Origin of the sequence: Saccharopolyspora erythraea (genome assembly GCF_018141105.1) — a bacterium.
Taxonomy (GTDB): Bacteria; Actinomycetota; Actinomycetes; order Mycobacteriales; family Pseudonocardiaceae; genus Saccharopolyspora_D; species Saccharopolyspora_D erythraea_A.
In genome coordinates, this window is record NZ_CP054839.1 from 1,749,632 (window position 1) to 1,766,767 (window position 17,136).

11 protein-coding genes are annotated in these 17,136 nt (G+C 72.0%); 8 read left to right on the forward strand and 3 right to left on the reverse strand.

Features of this window, described 5'->3' with window-relative positions:
* The first annotated feature begins 27 nt into the window (after positions 1–27).
* A complete protein-coding gene (locus HUO13_RS08095) occupies positions 28–744 on the forward strand; it encodes a transglycosylase SLT domain-containing protein (protein ID WP_249124537.1) in 717 nt (238 codons plus the stop codon).
* Between the two features lie 245 nt (positions 745–989).
* Positions 990–3,281 carry a HelD family protein gene (locus HUO13_RS08100; protein WP_211900813.1) on the forward strand — a complete coding sequence of 764 codons (2,292 nt, stop codon included), beginning with the start codon at positions 990–992 and terminating at the stop codon, positions 3,279–3,281.
* Between the two features lie 127 nt (positions 3,282–3,408).
* Here HUO13_RS08100 and HUO13_RS08105 read toward each other — a convergent pair whose 3' ends face one another.
* Positions 3,409–4,695, reverse strand: a complete 1,287-nt coding sequence (locus HUO13_RS08105; RefSeq protein ID WP_211900814.1) for an MFS transporter — start codon at positions 4,693–4,695, stop codon at positions 3,409–3,411.
* 162 nt (positions 4,696–4,857) lie between these two features.
* On the opposite strand from HUO13_RS08105, the gene HUO13_RS08110 reads away from it, so the two are divergent.
* From HUO13_RS08110 to HUO13_RS08130, 5 genes are all read left to right on the forward strand, one after another.
* The gene (locus tag HUO13_RS08110) at positions 4,858–5,433 is read left to right on the forward strand and encodes an IS607 family transposase (protein WP_211900815.1); all 576 of its coding nucleotides are present in this window, start codon (positions 4,858–4,860) and stop codon (positions 5,431–5,433) included.
* Positions 5,430–6,818, forward strand: coding sequence for an IS607 family element RNA-guided endonuclease TnpB (gene tnpB, locus HUO13_RS08115; RefSeq protein WP_211900816.1), 1,389 nt, complete (start codon positions 5,430–5,432; stop codon positions 6,816–6,818). Before HUO13_RS08110 ends, tnpB begins: the two co-directional genes overlap by 4 nt.
* A 36-nt stretch (positions 6,819–6,854) precedes the next feature.
* The gene (locus tag HUO13_RS08120) at positions 6,855–7,628 is read left to right on the forward strand and encodes an IclR family transcriptional regulator (protein ID WP_211900817.1); all 774 of its coding nucleotides are present in this window, start codon (positions 6,855–6,857) and stop codon (positions 7,626–7,628) included.
* Positions 7,629–7,980: 352 nt separating this feature from the next.
* A complete protein-coding gene (locus HUO13_RS08125) occupies positions 7,981–9,891 on the forward strand; it encodes a glycosyltransferase (RefSeq protein ID WP_249124538.1) in 1,911 nt (636 codons plus the stop codon).
* 51 nt (positions 9,892–9,942) lie between these two features.
* Positions 9,943–11,970, forward strand: coding sequence for a glycosyltransferase (locus HUO13_RS08130; protein WP_249124539.1), 2,028 nt, complete (start codon positions 9,943–9,945; stop codon positions 11,968–11,970).
* Between the two features lie 50 nt (positions 11,971–12,020).
* Here HUO13_RS08130 and HUO13_RS08135 read toward each other — a convergent pair whose 3' ends face one another.
* Positions 12,021–13,187 carry a glycosyltransferase gene (locus tag HUO13_RS08135; RefSeq protein ID WP_211900819.1) on the reverse strand — a complete coding sequence of 389 codons (1,167 nt, stop codon included), beginning with the start codon at positions 13,185–13,187 and terminating at the stop codon, positions 12,021–12,023.
* A 159-nt stretch (positions 13,188–13,346) separates the two neighbouring features.
* On the opposite strand from HUO13_RS08135, the gene HUO13_RS08140 reads away from it, so the two are divergent.
* Positions 13,347–14,255: a YceI family protein gene (locus tag HUO13_RS08140; protein ID WP_211900820.1), complete on the forward strand. Its 909-nt coding sequence runs from the start codon at positions 13,347–13,349 to the stop codon at positions 14,253–14,255.
* 12 nt (positions 14,256–14,267) lie between these two features.
* Here HUO13_RS08140 and HUO13_RS08145 read toward each other — a convergent pair whose 3' ends face one another.
* Positions 14,268–17,039: an arabinosyltransferase domain-containing protein gene (locus HUO13_RS08145; RefSeq protein WP_249124540.1), complete on the reverse strand. Its 2,772-nt coding sequence runs from the start codon at positions 17,037–17,039 to the stop codon at positions 14,268–14,270.
* Between the last annotated feature and the right edge of the window lie 97 nt (positions 17,040–17,136).

Below are 17,136 nucleotides of genomic sequence, written 5' to 3' on the forward strand. Positions count from 1 at the left end.
CGGGAGAGGGTGGCGCCCGCAGCGGGCTTGAGGCACCACGACGACGCCGGCAACGGCAGGCTGTCCCCGCGGATGCGCTCGGTGCAGGTCGGCGCCGTGGTCGCGGCCGCGGGCGTCCTCGGCGTGCTCGGCGGCATCGGCCAGCCGGGCGAGCCCGAGCACGTGGCGCACGTCTCCCAGGCCGCCGAGACCGCCCCGCTCCAGGCTCCGGCTCCGGCTCCGGTCGAGGCCCCGGCCCCGGCTCCGGTGGAGGCCGCTCCGGCCGCCGCGGTGCAGGCCGCCCCAGCCGGCGCTCGCGCCCCCGTCCAGGAGCGCGGCGCCGAGGCGGATCCGCAGCAGCGCTCCGCCCCCGCGGCCCCGGCCCCGGCGCCGGCCGACCCGCCGAAGGACCAGCTCGACGGCTGGATCAAGGAGGCGGTGGCCGTGCTGGAGGCCAGCGGCACCCCGAAGGACAAGATCGACGTCGAGGACATCCGCACGATCATCGAGCACGAGTCCGGTGGCGACCCCGACATCGTCAACAACTGGGACTCCAACGCCGCGATGGGCACCCCGTCGAAGGGCCTGATGCAGACCATCGAGCCGACCTTCGAGTCCTACGCGCTGCCCGGCCACGGCGACATCCTGGACCCGGTGGACAACATCATCGCCGGTGTCCGGTACTCGGTCGACCGCTACGGCTCGGTCTCCGACGTGCCCGGCGTGGTAAAGGTCGACTCCGGCGGCAGCTACCGCGGCTACTGATCCAGCCCGCTCCCCCGGCACAACCGAATACCGCTCCCCGAACCCAGGCGGCCGGTTCCCTTCCCCCGAGGACCGGCCGCCTGCCTCTGTCCGGGTGCGGAATGCGACCGGCCCGCCGCGGCGTTGCAGGCCCCGGCCGCTCGCGAGCGGGCTGCCCGCCGCCGCGCGACAGGTATATTGGCGGGTCGGGCCGCATCCGCCTGCGGCCGCGGAACCTGGCCGTGTGAGCGCAGAAGGTGGAGCCATTGTCCAGCCCCCGAGCTGATCGGGAAGCCGACCGGACCGACGAGATCACCGCCGAACAGCAGTACGTCTCGATGCTGTACGCCAAGCTCGACGAGCTGCGGCGCGACACCACCAAGCGCCTGACCGAGACGCTGCGCCAGACCGGTGGGACGCCGCAGGCGCGCACCGAGCGCGACATCTCCACCACGATGTACACCGACAAGCTGACCCAGCTCAGCGCGGTGGAGCACGGGCTGTGCTTCGGGCGCCTGGACCTCGACAGCGGCGAGGTCTTCCACGTCGGCAGGCTCGGGCTGTTCGACGAGGAGGACGAGTACGAGCCGCTGCTGATCGACTGGCGGGCCCCGGCGGCGCGGCCGTTCTACCTGGCCACCGCGGCCGCCCGCGACGGCGTTCGGCGCCGCAGGCACCTGCGCACGCGCTGGCGCGAGGTGGTCGACTTCGAGGACGAGGTGCTCGACCTCGAGGCCGCCGAGCAGGGCAGCGACCTGGGCCTTGCCGGTGAGGCCACGCTGCTGGCCGCGCTGGACGCCCGGCGCACCGGGCAGATGGGCGACATCGTCGCCACCATCCAGGCCGAGCAGGACCAGATCATCCGCGCAGGCATGAACGGCGTGCTGGTCGTGCAGGGCGGGCCGGGCACCGGCAAGACCGCCGTCGCGCTGCACCGCGCCGCCTACCTGCTCTACACCTTCCGCGAGCAGCTCACCAAGCGCGGTGTGCTCGTGGTCGGCCCGAACTCGACCTTCCTGCGCTACATCGGGCAGGTGCTGCCCTCGCTCGGTGAGACCGGCGTGCTGCTCTCGACCGTCGGCGGCCTGTTCCCGGGCATCACGGCCACAGCCGCGGAGCCCGTGCGCGCCGCGGAGATCAAGGGCCGGGCCAGCATGGTCGACGTGCTCACCGCCGCGGTCCGCGACCGGCAGCAGGCACCCAAGGACCACATCGAGGTGCAGTTCGACCGGGAGCCGCTGCGGATCCACAGGCGTGACGTCACCCACGCCCGCACGCGCGCCCGCCGCTCGCGCAAGCCGCACAACCTGGCCCGGCGGGTCTTCCTCCAGGAGATGTTCTCGGCGCTGACCACGCAGGTCGCCGACCGGCTCGGCCGCGACCTGCTGGACCGCCGCGACCTCGACGAGATCAACGTCGAGCTGCGCGGCGACCCGGCGGTCGTCGAGGCCCTGGACGGGCTGTGGCCGGAGCTGACCCCGCAGGAAGTGCTCGACGACCTGCTGTCCTCGCCGGAGCGGCTGACCACCGCCGCGCGCAAGCACCTCGAGCCCGGCGAGCGCGAGGAGCTGCTGCGCGAGCCCGGTGCCGAGTGGACCCCGGCCGACGTGCCGCTGCTGGACGAGCTGGCCGAGCTGCTCGGCGTGGACGACGCCAAGGAGCGCGAGGAGCGGGCCAGGCAGGCCCGCGAGGAGCTGGCCTACGCCCAGGGCGTGCTGCACATCATGGAGCAGGACGAGGAGATCGCCGACGAGGAGCGGCTGCGCGTCTCCGACGTCCTGGACGCCGAGCTGCTCGCCGAGCGCCACCAGACGCGCAGCGACCTGACGGCCGCCGAGCGCGCCGCCGAGGACCGCACCTGGACCTTCGGCCACGTGATCGTCGACGAGGCGCAGGAGCTGTCGGAGATGGCGTGGCGGGTGCTGATGCGCCGCTGCCCGAGCCGGTCGATGACGCTGGTCGGCGACATCGCCCAGACCGGGGCGCCGGGCGGGGCCCGGTCGTGGCACGAGGTGCTCAGCCCCTACGTCGCCGACCGGTGGAAGCTCGCGGAGCTGACGGTCAACTACCGCACCCCCGCCGAGATCATGGCCGTCGCCGCCGACGTGCTCGACGCGATGGACACCGAGCTGGAGGCGCCGACCTCGGTGCGCAGCAGCGGTCACCGGCCGTGGCTGCGCCACGTCGCGGACGACCGGCTGGCGGCGGAGCTGCCGGGCGTCGTCGCCGACGAGCTGCACGCGGTCGGCGACGGCAGGCTCGCGGTGCTGCTGCCCCCGGAGCGGCTGGCCGAGCTCGGCGAGAAGGTGGCCGGCGAAGTACCGGGCACCGCCGTGGGCACCCGCCCCGACGGCCTGGAGTCGCCCGCGGTGCTGCTCACCGTGGAGCAGGCCAAGGGCCTGGAGTTCGACTCGGTGCTGGTCGTGGACCCAGAAGGGGTCGTGGAGGAGTCCGAGCGGGGGCTCAACGACCTCTACGTCGCACTGACGCGCGCGACGCAGCGGCTCGGCGTCGTGCACACCGGCGAGGTGCCCGACGTGCTGGGCGCCCTGAGCTGACCGCGCGGGGCCCGGGCCGTGCTCGCCGGCCCGGGCCTCACCGTGCTCGGACCTCGTCGTCAGGCTGTCGCGATCGGCGGGGTCAGGCGGATCGTCGCGATTGGCGAACTGCCGCGTCGCGCCCGTGTCAGGTCGTCGCGGGGGCCTCCGCCGGGCGCTGCGCGCGCACCAGCGGAATGATCAGCGCGGCCATCACCATCGTCGCGGCCATCATGACGAACGACGCCGCGGTGCCGCCGGTGGTGTCGTTGAGCCAGCCCACCAGGTAGGTCCCGAAGAACCCGCCGACCGAGCCCGCCGTGTTCACGCACGCGATCCCGGCACCGGCGAAGTTCTTCGGCAGGATCTCGGCGACGTGGGCGAAGTAGGGCCCGTACGGCGCGTACATCGCACCGCCGGCCACCACGAGCAGCGCGAACGCGGGCCAGAAGTTGTCGGGTCCCAGCAGGTACGACAGGTAGAAGCCGACGCCGCCGAACAGCAGCCACGGCCACACGAACCGGGGGCGGCTGCCCGCGCGGTCCGAGAGCCGGGAGTTGAGCACCATCAGCAGGGCGGCGACGCCGAACGGGATCGCCGCGAGCAGCCCGCTCATCCCGATGCCCTGGCCGGTGCCCGCCGCCACGATGCTGGGCAGCCAGAACACCAGGCCGTAGACGCCGACGCTCCACAGCAGGTACTGCACGCTGAGCAGCACGACCGGCCGGGAGCGGAAGGCCGCCGCGAAGGTGCTCGCGGGTGTGGCCTGCGCGCGCTCGGCGTCCAGCGCGGCGATCACGCGCTGCTTCTCGCCGTCGTCGAGCCACTTCGCCTCGGCCGGGTGGTCCGACACCAGCGCGCGGAACACGAACGCCCACACCACCGCGGGCAGGCCCTCGATGATGAACATCTCCCGCCAGCTCGTGAGCTCGACCAGGTAGCCGGAGACGGCGTTGAGCCACATCACGGTGATCGGGTTGCCGAGGATCAGGATCGCGTTCGCGCTACCGCGCTCGCCCTTGGTGAACCACCTGGCCAGGAACACCACCATCGCGGGCAGCACCGCCGCCTCGACCGCTCCGAGCAGGAAGCGCACCACGATCAGCAGCACCGCGCTGTGCAGGAGTCCCTGCACGGCGGCCAGCAGCCCCCACGCGAGGGTGCACCAGAAGATCAGCCCGCGCACGCTGCGCCGCTCGGCGTAGAGGGTCCCGGGAATCTGGAAGACGCAGTAGCCGAGGAAGAACGACGCACCGATCAGCGAGGACATCGCGCCGGTGAGGACCAGCTCCTCCTTCATCCCGCCCGCGACGCCGATCGAGAAGTTGGAGCGGTCGAGGTAGGCCAGCGAGTAGGTCACGAACGCGACCGGCAGCAGGCGGAACCACCGCTGCCGCCCCAGCTCGGCGGGGCCGGTCGGTGCAGGTGCTGTCACGGCGGACTCCCTTGTACGCCTTTGCGCTTCGATTGTTTTCCGCGATGCGGGAAGCTTTACTGTGTTGTGGAAGCCTAAGGACGAAGATCCAGGTCGGTCAACAGCTCTTCCAGAGGACACCGATCTGAGCAAAAATGTGACATTCTGTGTCATACTGTACTCATGAAACTAAAGGAGTGGGCACGTGAACAGGGCGTTTCCTATCGAACCGCGTTGAACTGGTTTCACGCAGGAACTCTGCCCGTGCCTGCTCGTCAGCTCCCGACCGGAACCATCCTGGTGGAGACTCCGACCATGGATGTCGGCAAGACTGTGGCGTACTGCCGGGTTTCGTCGGCTGACCAGCGGGACGACCTGGAGCGGCAGGCCGGTCGTGTCGCTGAGGAATGCGGCAAGCGGGGCATCGCGCTCGACGGGACGGTGACTGAGGTCGGATCTGGGCTCGACGGGAGCCGTGCCAAGCTACGGAAGCTGCTCTCCGACCCAGCTGTGGCGAGGATCGTGGTAGAGCACCGCGATCGGCTCGCGCGGTTCGGTGTCGAAGATCTTGAAGCCGCGTTGGCCGCAACCGGGCGCGTTATCGTCGTGCTGAACGCCGGTGAGGTGAAAGACGACCTTGAGCGGGACATGGTTGAAGTCCTCGCCTCGATGTGTGCCCGGCTCTATGGTCGCCGCTCGGCACGTCGTCGTGCCGAGGCTGGAGTCCGTTGCGCCACCGCAGCCAAGGTGCCCGGGTGAGCACGGTTTTGCAGGCGTACCGGTTCGCGCTCGACCCGAACACCACACAAGATGCGGCGTTGCGATCGCATTGTGGCGCGCAGCGGTTCGCGTTCAACTGGGGTCTTGCCCGGGTCAAGTCGAACCTTGGTCAGCGGGACGCCGAAGCTTCTTGCGGACTTGCCGCCGACGAGTTGATACCGCATGTCGGCTGGTCGGCTTACAGTCTTCGGAAGGACTGGAACCAGGCCAAGAACCAGATTGCACCGTGGTGGGCCGAGAACTCCAAGGAGGCGTGTTCGTCGGGGTTGGCCAACCTCGCGAGCGCGCTGAAGATCTGGTCCGACTCGAAGTCTGGTAAGCGTCAGGACCGGAAGGTGGGATTCCCAAAGTTCAGAGGCAAGCGCGGCGGATTGTCATGTCGGTTCACCACCGGCAGCTTCGGCCTCGATGAAAGCGACCGGCGCCACGTGAAGCTGCCCCGCATCGGCACCGTACGCACCCATGAATCGACACGGAAGCTCGCCCGTCACGTCGGACGAGGCACCGCGCGCATCCGCTCGGCAACCGTGCCGTATCAGTCGGGCCGCTGGTTCGTGTCGTTTTCCGTAGAGATCGCCCGCACCGACCCCGCACCCGCCCAGCCACACACGGCGGTGGGTGTCGATCTCGGCGTGAAGTCGCTTGCGGTGCTTTCTACTGGCGAAATCGTCCCGAATCCGAAGCATCTCGAAGTCTCCCAGCGTGAACTGCGCAGGTTGCAGCGGCAGGCGTCGCGGCGTGTCGGCCCGGACAGGCGCGCCAATCAGAAGCCGTCGAACCGATGGCGCAAAACCCAAGCCCGCATCGAGAAACTTCACACCCGGATTGCCAACGCCCGGCGGGACGAGCTGAACAAGCTCACCACTCATCTAGTCCGCACCCACGGCGCGATCGTGCTCGAAGACCTCAATGTCTCCGGAATGATGCGGAACCGTCGAATCGCGCGGCACGTAGCAGGTGTCGGCATGGCCGAAATCCGGCGACAGATCGAATACAAAGCCGCGTGGGCTAAGGTGCACTGCCACATCGCCGACCGCTGGTACCCCTCGTCCAAAACGTGTTCGGACTGCGGCGGAGTGAAAGCCAAACTACGCCTATCCGAACGCACCTTCACCTGCGATCGGCGCGGAATGAGCATGGATCGTGACCTCAACGCCGCCCGCAACCTCGCGGCACTGGTTGAGACGTCCTCCCACAGCTGGTGGGCGACGGAAAACGAGCCCGATGGAAACCCATACCAGACACCCTGTTCGGGCGCAGTGGGTACGGCCACGGGAAGACCACGGCCCGACGGCCGAGGCCAACGCCGCGCCGCAAGGCGACGGCTCAGGAACACTTCCACACATTGTCCTGAACGGCGATAACATCCGCGGCACCGGTCCACGACAGATTGGGGAAGCGTGCCGGAAGCGCCCGACACCGCACCGCGCGGCGACATGGTGAGCAAGGCGCTGCGCCTGCTGGTCCTGCTCGGCGAGGCACCGCGCGGGATGACGCTGTCCGAACTGGCCAGACGCGCCGGCTACCCGGTCAGCACCACGCACCGGCTGCTCACCTCGATCGCCCGCGAGGAGTTCGCGGTGCTCGACGAGGAGCGCCGCTGGAACCTCGGCCTCCGGCTGTTCGAGCTGGGCCAGCGCGTGCTGCACGCGCGCGGCTTCACCGAGCTGGCCACCCCGGTGCTGCGGCGGATCACCCGGGAGACCGGCGAGCCGACGCTCATGGCCGTCCTCGACGGCCACAGCCAGCTCTACGTCCACTTCGTCGAGGGCACGCGGCAGGTGCAGATCACCGGCGAACCCGGCCGGCGCGGCCCGCTGCACGCCACCTCGATGGGCAAGTGCCTGATCGCCTTCGCCTCCGAGCAGGCCCGCGAGGAACTGCTCGAAACCGTGGAGCTGCCCGCGCTCGGCCCCAGGACCATCACCGACCGGCAGCGCTTCCGCGAGGAGGTCGAGCGGGTGCGCCGGGACGGGTACGCGATCGCCGACGAGGAGCACGAGGAGGGAATCCTCGCCATCGGCGTGCCGGTGCTCGACCCCGCCGGGATCGCGGTGGCCGCCGTGTCCAGCGCCGCACCCGCCTTCCGCAGCTCGGTCGAGGAACTCCGCTCGTACCTCCCGCATCTGCGCCAGGCCGCGAAGGAACTGGCCGTCGGCCTGCCGCCGCGGTAGCCGCGGCGGCGAAACTCCGGCGGTGCGGCGGAAAAGCGTTCGGTAGCGCGACGAGCTGCCGCCGGGTGCGCGCCCGGCGGCAGCCGGACCGTTGTGCCGCTGCCGCATCCGGACCGGTGTACTTCCGCCGCCCGATCCAGGGAACCCGATCAGGGCGAATACTTCACCGGACAAGGTGATCAGCGGATTTTCCCCGGCGGTCGCGTCGACCACGTCCCCTACATTGCAGCCTGTTGCGACGGCCGCCCCAGGCCAAAACCAGTTCCCGCGCCGCTTGCAGGCCTCCTCGTTCCTCCGGACTCCACCGCTGCCGAGCCGCACGGGACCGTCCGCACCCCAGGAGCTGCAGCAGATGGCCGAAGACGCACCGACCACGACGGAACCGCCTGCGCCGCTTCGGCCGCAGAGACCTCGCAGCGGTGGGGTGCTGCTCGCCCACCGCACGTTCTTCGCCGGTCCGTCGACGCTGGCGCCCGACGAGCTGTACTCGCGGGCCCGCCGCGGCGCGGTGCTCCGGGAGCGCGAGCGGGTCACGCTGGAGCCGCACACCCGGCTCACCACCAACACCTACTTCGGCCGGTTCGCGGCCAGCCACTGGCAGCGCTGGACCGAGATCGGCGTCGTCGAGGTCACCGCGCTGGTCCACGGCGCGGGCCGGGTCTCGGTCGCGGCCTCCGACAGCTCCGGCGACCAGCGCACCGTCTCCACCACGGTGGTCGCCGGACCGGAGGAGCAGGCGGTGCGCCTGACCGCGCGCATCGACCGGTTCGTCGACGGCGGCGCGCTGTGGCTGGACGTGGAGACCGACGACGAGCAGGTGACCGTCGAGAACGTCCGCTGGCTGGTGCAGGCCCCGCGCGCCCCGCGCCCGACCGCGCTGGTGATCTCCACTCGCAACCGCCCCGACCACTGCGTCGACGCGCTGGTCGAGCTGGTCCGCGACACCGAGCTGCTGGGCAGGCTCGACTCGGTACACGTGGTCGACCAGGGCGAGGACCGGGCCGAGGACCACCCGCGGTTCGGCTTCGTCAGCCGGGTGCTCGGCCCGAAGCTGCACTACCTCCGCCAGCAGAACCTCGGCATCGCGGGCGGTTTCTCGCGCGGCCTGGCCGAGAGCGTGCGCAGCCGGGGCCGGGTCAGCACCCTGCTCATCGACGACGACGTGCGGCTGGAACCGGAGACGCTGTCGCGCCTGATGACCTTCGCCGCCTGCACCGCCGAACCTTCGCTGGTGGGCGGACAGCTGCTGTGCGAGCTGCACCCCGACCAGCTCGACCCCGTGCTGGCGGGCTCGGGCCCGGACCTCACCGGTCTCGGCACGGCACCGGGCGGCGGCCCGGCCCCGCAGGTCGGCGGTCCGCCCCAGCACGGCCACGAACCGGGCGCCCCGGCCAGCGTGCTGCGCCGCACGCTGGACCGCAGGGAGGACGCGGCGTCCAACGCCGGGTGGTGCTGCCTGGTCCCCTCCGAGGTGGCGGCCCGCATCGGCTACCCGCTGCCGTTCTTCCAGCAGTGGGACGACGTCGAGTTCGGGCTGCGCGCCCGCGCCGCCGGCTACCCCACGATCGCGCTGCCCGGCGCCGGGGTCTGGCACGGCGACTCCGGCTGGCGCAGCCAGGACGACCACGCCGGCTACTTCCACCTGCGCAACGGCCTGATCACCGCGGGCCTGCACGGCGGGTTCGGGGTGGCGACGGTGGCCCGCCGGATGCTGGGCGCGCTCGTCGAGGACCTGGTGTCGATGCGCTACGGCCTGGCCGCGACCCGCATCCGCGCGGTCGAGGACTTCCTGCGCGGGCCGGAAGGTCTCGACGACGGCGGGATCGAGGCGGCCGTGCTGGTCGCCAAGCTCCGCGCCGAGTTCCCGGAAACGCACTGCGTGCCCGCCGTGGAGGTGCCGGGCGAGGTGGCGCTGTGCGCCGCCGGTCCCGCCCCGCGCCGGCCGCGGCTGGCGATGCTGGCCCGCCTCGTCGCGCAGCTGTGCAACCGGCCCGCCGACAGCGCCGCGATCCAGGCCGCCGACGAGAAGTGGTGGCACGTCTCGCGGTTCCGCACCGCGGTCGTCACCGACCCGTCCCAGCGCGGCGTCCGCGTCCGCCGGTTCGACCGGGAGCTGATGCTGCGGCTGGGCAGGCGGAGCGCCCTGGTGCTGTGGCGGTTCCTGCGCCACGGCGCCAGGACCGCCCGCCGCTACCGCGAAACCGCGTCGACGCTGAGCAGCCCCGAGAACTGGGAGCGGCTGTTCAGCGGCCCGGCTCGCTGAGCCGGGTCCCCGCGGCGGACGCCGACCCGCCTGCCGGCTCCGCCGCCGCTGTTGTCCGCACCGACTCCTGATTTCCTCGCACCCGCCAAGGACTGGACGACGACCATGCCCACCAACCTCGCCGACCACCGGGCCCAGCCGGACCCGGTCCCGGTCATCTCGCCACCCGCGCTGCTCCAGCGCATCGTCATGCCGCGCACCACCGACCCGATGGACGTCCGCGCGCTCTACTTCGACGAGTCCCCGCCGCCGACCCCCGGTGGCCGCGGCAAGCACCTGCGCCCGGTCGGCGCGCCCGCGCGCAACGCCCGCCCGCTCTCCCGCGGCTCGGTCCGCGTGCGGGAACGCAGCACGGTGTCGTTCTCGGCCTACTTCAACGCGTTCCCGGCCGGCTACTGGCGCCGGTGGACCACGATCACCGCGATCCGGCTGAACCTGATGCTGGACGGCCCCGGCCGGGTGGACGTCTACCGGTCGCGGGCCGACGGCGGCCGGGTGCACGTGCGCAGCGCGCCGTTCGACGCACCCGGCGCGCACGAGCTCAACCTGATCCTGGAGCTGGGCCCGTTCGAGGACGGCGGCTGGTACTGGTTCGACATCACCACCGAGGACGACCCGGTGGTGCTGCACTCCGGCGGCTGGTACGCGCTGGTGCCGCCGCCCGGACGGGCGTCGATCGCACTGGGCATGCCGACGTTCAACCGCCCCGCCGACTGCGTCGCCACGCTGCGCGCGATCGCCGGGGACGAGATGCTGCGCGAGGTCGTGACCGCGCTGATCATCCCGGACCAGGGTGCGGACAAGGTCTGCGACCAGGAGGGCTTCGGCGAGGTGCGGGAAGCGCTCGGCGACCGCCTGCGGATCGTCGACCAGCCCAACCTCGGCGGCTCCGGCGGCTACGCGCGCATCATGTACGAGGCGCTGACCGCGACCGACTGCGAGCAGATCCTGTTCATGGACGACGACGTCCAGCTCGAACCGGACGCGATCCTGCGGGCGCTGGCGTTCTCCCGGTTCGCCCGGCAGCCGATGCTGGTCGGCGGCCAGATGCTCAACCTGCCCGCGCGCTCGCAGCTGCACGTGATGGGCGAGATCGTCGACCGCGGCGGGTTCGCGTGGCGGCACCACCCCGACACCAGGACCGACCACGACTTCGCCGAGCAGCCGCTGCGGCACACGCCGTGGCTGCACAAGCGCGTCGACGTCGACTACAACGCCTGGTGGATGTGCATGATCCCGCGGGCGGTCGCCGAAGGGATCGGGCTGCCGCTGCCGCTGTTCATCAAGTGGGACGACGTGGAGTACGGGCTGCGGGCGGGTGCGGCCGGGTTCCCGACGGTCACGGTGCCCGGCATCGCGGTGTGGCACATGTCCTTCGCCGACAAGCACGACAGCCTGAACTGGCAGGAGTACTTCCTCACCCGCAACCAGCTGGTGGTGGCCGCCCTGCACGGCCCGCCGCGCCCGGCCGGGCTGCTGCTGGAGAGCCTCAGGATCAGCCTGCACCGGCTGCTGTCGATGGAGTACTCCACCGTCGCGCTGCGGGAGATGGCCGTGCGCGACTTCCTGGCCGGACCCGAGGCGCTGTTCGGCAAGCTGGAGACCGCGCTGCCCGAGGTCCGCGGGCGCGGCGGCGAGTTCGAGGACACCCGCATGCTGTGGTCGGCCGGCGACCTGCCGCCGGCGGCCGCGCGGTTCGCGGAGCCGGGGCAGACCGCGTCATCGGAACAGGGACGCACCAGTCCTGCGCTGAAGCTCGGCGGCCTGGTTCGCGGGATCGTGCACAACCTGCTCCCCGTGGACCCGGAGAACCAGAAGCGCCCGCAGCACAACCTGACGTCGGCGCAGGCCCGTTGGACGGTGCTGTCGGCCCTGGACACCGTGACGGTGTCGTCCACCGACGGTCGCGGCGTGCGGCTGCTGCGGCGCGACCGCGAGCAGTTCTGGCAGTTGCTGGTGACGTCGCTGCGCCTGCACTTCACGCTGGCCAGGCGCTTTCCCGGGTTGCAGCGCCGCTACCTGGCGTCGTTCAAGCGGCTGACCGCCGTCGAGCGATGGAAGCGCGTTTTCGAGCAGTAGCAGCGCTTTCCGCTGTGGCCGGGGTCCGCGGACCCCGGCCACAGCCGTGTTCAGGAGCGCACGATCGGGCACTTCTCGGCCGCGAGGCGTTCGAGGAGCGCAACGGCCCGCGCCGGATCGGGGAGTGCGGCGATCTCGTCCCGCAGCCGTTCCGCCGCCCGCCGGTAGCCGGGGTCCGCCAGCACGGTCGACACCGCGGCGCGAATGTCCTGCGGGGTGGCGGTGACGGCGTCCAGGACCTCCGCCACGCCGAGCTCGCGGCACCGCCGCGCGTTGTGCGGCTGGTCGGCGCCGAGCGGCACCAGCACCGCGGGCAGCCCGTGGGCCAGCGCGCCCATGACGCTGCCGGATCCGCCGTGCGAGACCACCACGTCGCAGCGGGGAAGCACGACCGACTGCGGGATGTGCTGTTCGATGTGGACGTTGCCGGGTTGTGGCCCGAACCGCGCCGGGTCGACGTGTGGCCCGACGGTGACCACGACGTTGGCCGGCATCTCCCGCAGGCCCGCCAGAACGCGCGGGAACAGGTCACCGGACTCGACGTTGAAGATCGTGCCCAGGGTGACGTAGGCGGTCGTCCGGTAGGGCAGCGCGGCAAGCCAGGCAGGTGCGGTCGCGCTCTCGTCACCGCGTGGCGGGCGGAAGGCGTGCGCCGTGCCGGGCAGCGGGAAGCCGGGATCGCGGTAGGACGGCGGGACCGGCGACAGCACGAGGTATCGGCTGAGCATGCTCATGCCGGGGTCGGGCGGCAGGCAGTGCTCGGCGCGCAGCTCGCCGAGCGGTTCGGCGACCAGCTCCGCGCGGTTGAACGACCCGGCTGCGATGACCAAGACGCTCGCGTGCGGCAGACCCAGGCGTTCGGCCGCGATCGCCGCGCCGTAGTCGACCTCGTCCCAGACGATCAGGTCGGGCTTCCAGTCCGCGCAGACCTCCAGCAGGCGCGGGACGCGTTCACCCGCGACGCGCCGGGCGAAGCCGTCGCGCAGACCGCGGTCCTCCCGCTCGGAGTCGAGCGCCACCAGCGGGCCCAGCGTCGTGGTGCCGAGCGTGTCGCCGCCGGTGCCGAAGGCGGTGAATCCCGCGTCGGCCACGGCCGCGACCATCGCCTGCTGGCACGCGAAAGCCACGGTGTGGCCCGCCGCCTCGGCCGCGCGGGCCAGTGGCAGCTGCGGGTTCAGGTGACCGCTCCCGCCGGTGAAGGTGTGGAGAATGCGCACTGCTGTGTCCTCCTCTGCCGTTGCCGAACCCCGCAATGCTTCCAGCCGGGACTGACCAGGGCTGTCAAGAAGTTCGACTTGCCCGATTTACCATGGGCCCCGGAGTACTTGACTCGGCAACAATTCGCGTCCGTCGGGGGGACGTAGGGAAGGGATCAGATGATCTTGTCCAAGCTACGGCGCCGCTTCTCCGGAGACGCACCGCTGCGACCCGACCGCGCGGCCTCGGTCCTGCCTCCGGTTCCCCTGGACAGCGGGGTGCTGAGCTGCCAGGTCCAGGGCGAGCAAGGACGGCTTCTGCTCGGGGCGACCGTGGCGGTCGTGGACGGGACCCGCAACCAGCGGATCGCTGAAGGACAGACGGACGCGTACGGGTACTTCGTGGCCGCCGTGCCGCCAGGCAAGTACAGGGTCTCGGTCACCGCCGGGGGCTACAAGCGCGCCAGCACGCAGGTCGAGGTGCAGGTCAACCGGCAGACCTCGGTGGGCAGCGTGCACCTCGAACCGGACGCGTCACTGGAGCTGCCTGGTCCCGGCGTCTGGCGGTTCGACCCGTACCACACCGAGGTGCGCTTCATCGCCCAGCACATCGGAATGTCGAAGATCCACGGGAAGTTCCGGGAGTTCGAGGGCCTGATCCGGGTGGACCGCCCCTTCGAGCGGTCACGCATCGAGATCGCGATCGACGCGGCCAGCATCGACACCGGCGTCAAGATGCGTGACGACCACCTGCGGTCCGAGGACTTCCTCGACGTCGCCAACTTCCCCCGCCTGTTCTTCACCAGCGACCGGCTGACCCACGTGCGGGGCGACCGTTGGATGGTCAACGGCCGCCTGACGCTGCGCGGCACGACCAGCCCGGTCCAGCTCGAAACGACCTACCTGGGGCAACGCAAGTGGCAGGGCCCCGGGTTCGACGGCGACCACCGCGTCGCGTGCCTGGCCACCACCGTCCTGCGCCGGGAGGACTACGCGGTCAACTGGAAGGCCACGCTGGCCAAGGGCATCGCCGTGGTGGGCCCGACGGTGACGATCGAGCTCGGAGTGCAGGCCGTCCTGGAGCAGTGACGAGGACACCTCCTATCCGGCCGGATCGAGGCCGGGGACGCTCGCGCGGCCGTCGCGGTGCCAGCCCATCACGGTGCGCGTTTCCGCCGTCGGGTGCAGCGGGCGTTCCAGCACGTCCCATCGGTACAGACGGGCAACGTCCCGCAGCGGGTCGTCGCGGAGGTACACCGGCAGTTGCCGCTCGCGCACGAGCGTGCGCGCCGTGGCGAAGGGGCCACCTGTGGCGAGGTCGTAGGTGATGTGGGCGGAGCCGTCCGTGCTCGGTGGGGCGACGCGCCAGCTTGGCAGTTCGGCGGTGCCGTCGGTGAAAGACGCGGGTCGCAGGCAGGGGAACAGCAACGCCACCGGCCAGTCGAGCACCGCCGCGGTGCCGGTCGGCAGCAGCTCGGTCATCGGGGTGAGCCGGGGGGCACGTGGCGGGCTCACCGCCCCCGGCACCCGCACGGCGTCGGCGCCCGCCGGCACCGGCAGCCGGACCTCCGCGCTCCGCGACGGCACGACGCGCTCGGTGGCGACGACGGTGTGTTCCGCGGTCGCGAACACCGCCGTGGCCTGGCCGGTGGTCCCGAAGACCACCGGCAGGCGGCCGTCGCGCTGCTCGGCAGCCAGCCGGTACCAGCCGTCGCCGAGCGCGGGAAGCACCCCCTGCGACGGGTCGGTCTCGACCGCGAGCGCGTCGGCCAGCCCGCAGGTCGAGCCGCGCAGCGCGGCGGCGCTGTCCGCGGCGAGCGTGTAGCCGCGTCCGGTCAGGCTCGCGCGCGCGAACGACCCCACTGCCAGCGACACCGTCGCCGCGACCAGGACCACCGCCACCAGCGCCGGTGACGGTACTCCGCGCGGCCAGCCGGGCCATCCGCCCCGGCCGCCCGAGCGCCACGCCGCGGCCAGCGCCAGCACGCCGGCGAGTCCGAGCCCGCAGACCACGACGACGTCGGCGAGGTGCACGCCCGCGACCGCCGGCGCCATCGAGTTCCACGTCAGCCCGTGGTCGCCGACCCAGGGCCACTTGTTCCACCCCGCCAGCACCACACCCGCGGCGAGCGCGACAGCGGTGAGGCCCAGCACCAGCTCCCGGACGTCGCGCCCGGCGCGCCGGCGCCACGCGTGCACGGACAGGACCAGGACGGCGGTGCCGACCCCGGCGAGGACGCCGAAGTGCTGGGTCCACTTGGTGGGGCTGAAGATCAGCACGCCGAAGCACAGCGCGGTCGTCGCCGTGATGCGGGCGGACGCCGCGCCTGCGACACCGGGCGGACGGCCGCGCAGCGCCCAGGCGAGCAGGCCGAGCAGGGTCAGCAGCACCGGCGCGCGGCGGGCCAGCGCGCCCTGGAACGTGCCGGGTTCGAGCAGGCGGACGTAGCGAACGTACTCCTGGAACCACGGCAGGTCCCCGCCGACCAGCTTGCGGACCCGGGTCGCCTCGACCACCGCCGCGAAGCTCTGGTCGGCGAACATCGGCAGCAGCGCGGAAGCGGTCGCCGCACCGATGACCGCGACCGCGGCACCTCCCGTCGCCGCGCGCAGGTTGCGCAGCAGCGCGGGCGCGGCGACCACGACCGGCGCGAACGCCATCACGCCGTAGGGCGTGAGCGCGGTGGTCGCCCCGGCGACCACGAGCGCGGCGGCGAACGGCCGGGCGGCCCGCGTCGCGACGGCGCGGTCCACCAGGCAGCAGGCGGCGATCAAACCGACGGCGGCCCACGGTTCGGGCCGCAGCCCGAGGTTGAACGGGAGCCACCACGCCAAGAACAGCAGTGCGGCCGACCACGGCACCACCCGGCTCCGCGCGAACCGCCCCAGGCGTGGGATAACCAAGCGGGACAACAAGATCCAGCACAGCAGACCGAGCAGTGTGGACGGCACCCGCAGCCACAGCGGCGCGGCCGAGACCTGCGCCCACAGGTGGTAGAGCTCGTAGAACCAGCCGAACGGGGCCTCCGGGGCGTTGAGCCAGCGGTAGGCGTTGCCGACGAAGCCGTTCTCGCCCCGGCTGCGCGCGATGCCCGCGATGTAGCCGTCGTCGACGGTGACCGGGCCGATCAACGCCCACGTGCCCAGCGTGGCGGCCACGACGCAGTCGACCAACCGCGGCCGCCACTTCGCCCTCCTGCACACCCGTCGGCCCCCGGGCAGCGCCACGAGCAGGCCCAGGAGCGCGAGCACGCATCCGGCGCCGAGCGCGATCTTGATGCCGCTCGCGGTGGTCTGGAAGCGGGTGTCGGCGACGAGGTCGACGCTGATGCCTTCCGACGTCGGGGCCTGGGTGAAGATCCCCGAAACCGCGGGCCGCACGTCGCCCCGCACCGCCGCCATCGGCCGTCCGTCGAGGCGCAGCTCGGTGCGGTCGGGGTCGGAGGTCAGCGTCCAACCGCACTCCCCTGCGGGCACCGGTGCCTCGGCTACGACCGTCCCGTAGCTGGTGGCGCGCAGGACGCCCCCGGTCACCTCGACGCGTAGCGCGGGCAACGCGTCCGAGGACGGCGGGGCGGTCGCCAGCACCGTGCCGTGGCCGCCGAGCCGCTCGATGGCCGCACACGACCATGACGCCCGCAGGCTCACCGGCTGGTACGGCATCAGCGGGACCGCCGACGCGCCCGGTTCACCCGGCCAGTGGTAGCCGACGACGGGCTGGTGCACCGGCGCGAACGGGAAGGCGAACGCGCACAGCAGTGCGACTCCCGCGAGCACACCGGACAGGAGCCCGCGGACCCGCTCTCGCCGCGCTCCGAGCGGCACCGGCGGCGCCTTTTCCCGCTGTGGCAACGAAACCGGGGGCATCGACATCGGGTCAGGCTAGCCAGCACCCCTGATCCACGATCGTGCGAACCCGCGGACTGAGGTCGTCGCGACCGTGTCGGAGGCGGCGACACGAGTGGGGCGA

What these genes read in the sequence shown, in the direction of transcription:
- HUO13_RS08145 (WP_249124540.1), bottom strand. Translation starts at nt 17,039, where the DNA reads ATGTCGATGCCCCCGGTTTCGTTGCCACAGCGGGAAAAGGCGCCGCCG.
- HUO13_RS08140 (WP_211900820.1), top strand. Translation starts at nt 13,347, where the DNA reads ATGATCTTGTCCAAGCTACGGCGCCGCTTCTCCGGAGACGCACCGCTG.
- HUO13_RS08110 (WP_211900815.1), top strand. Translation starts at nt 4,858, where the DNA reads ATGAAACTAAAGGAGTGGGCACGTGAACAGGGCGTTTCCTATCGAACC.
- HUO13_RS08125 (WP_249124538.1), top strand. Translation starts at nt 7,981, where the DNA reads ATGGCCGAAGACGCACCGACCACGACGGAACCGCCTGCGCCGCTTCGG.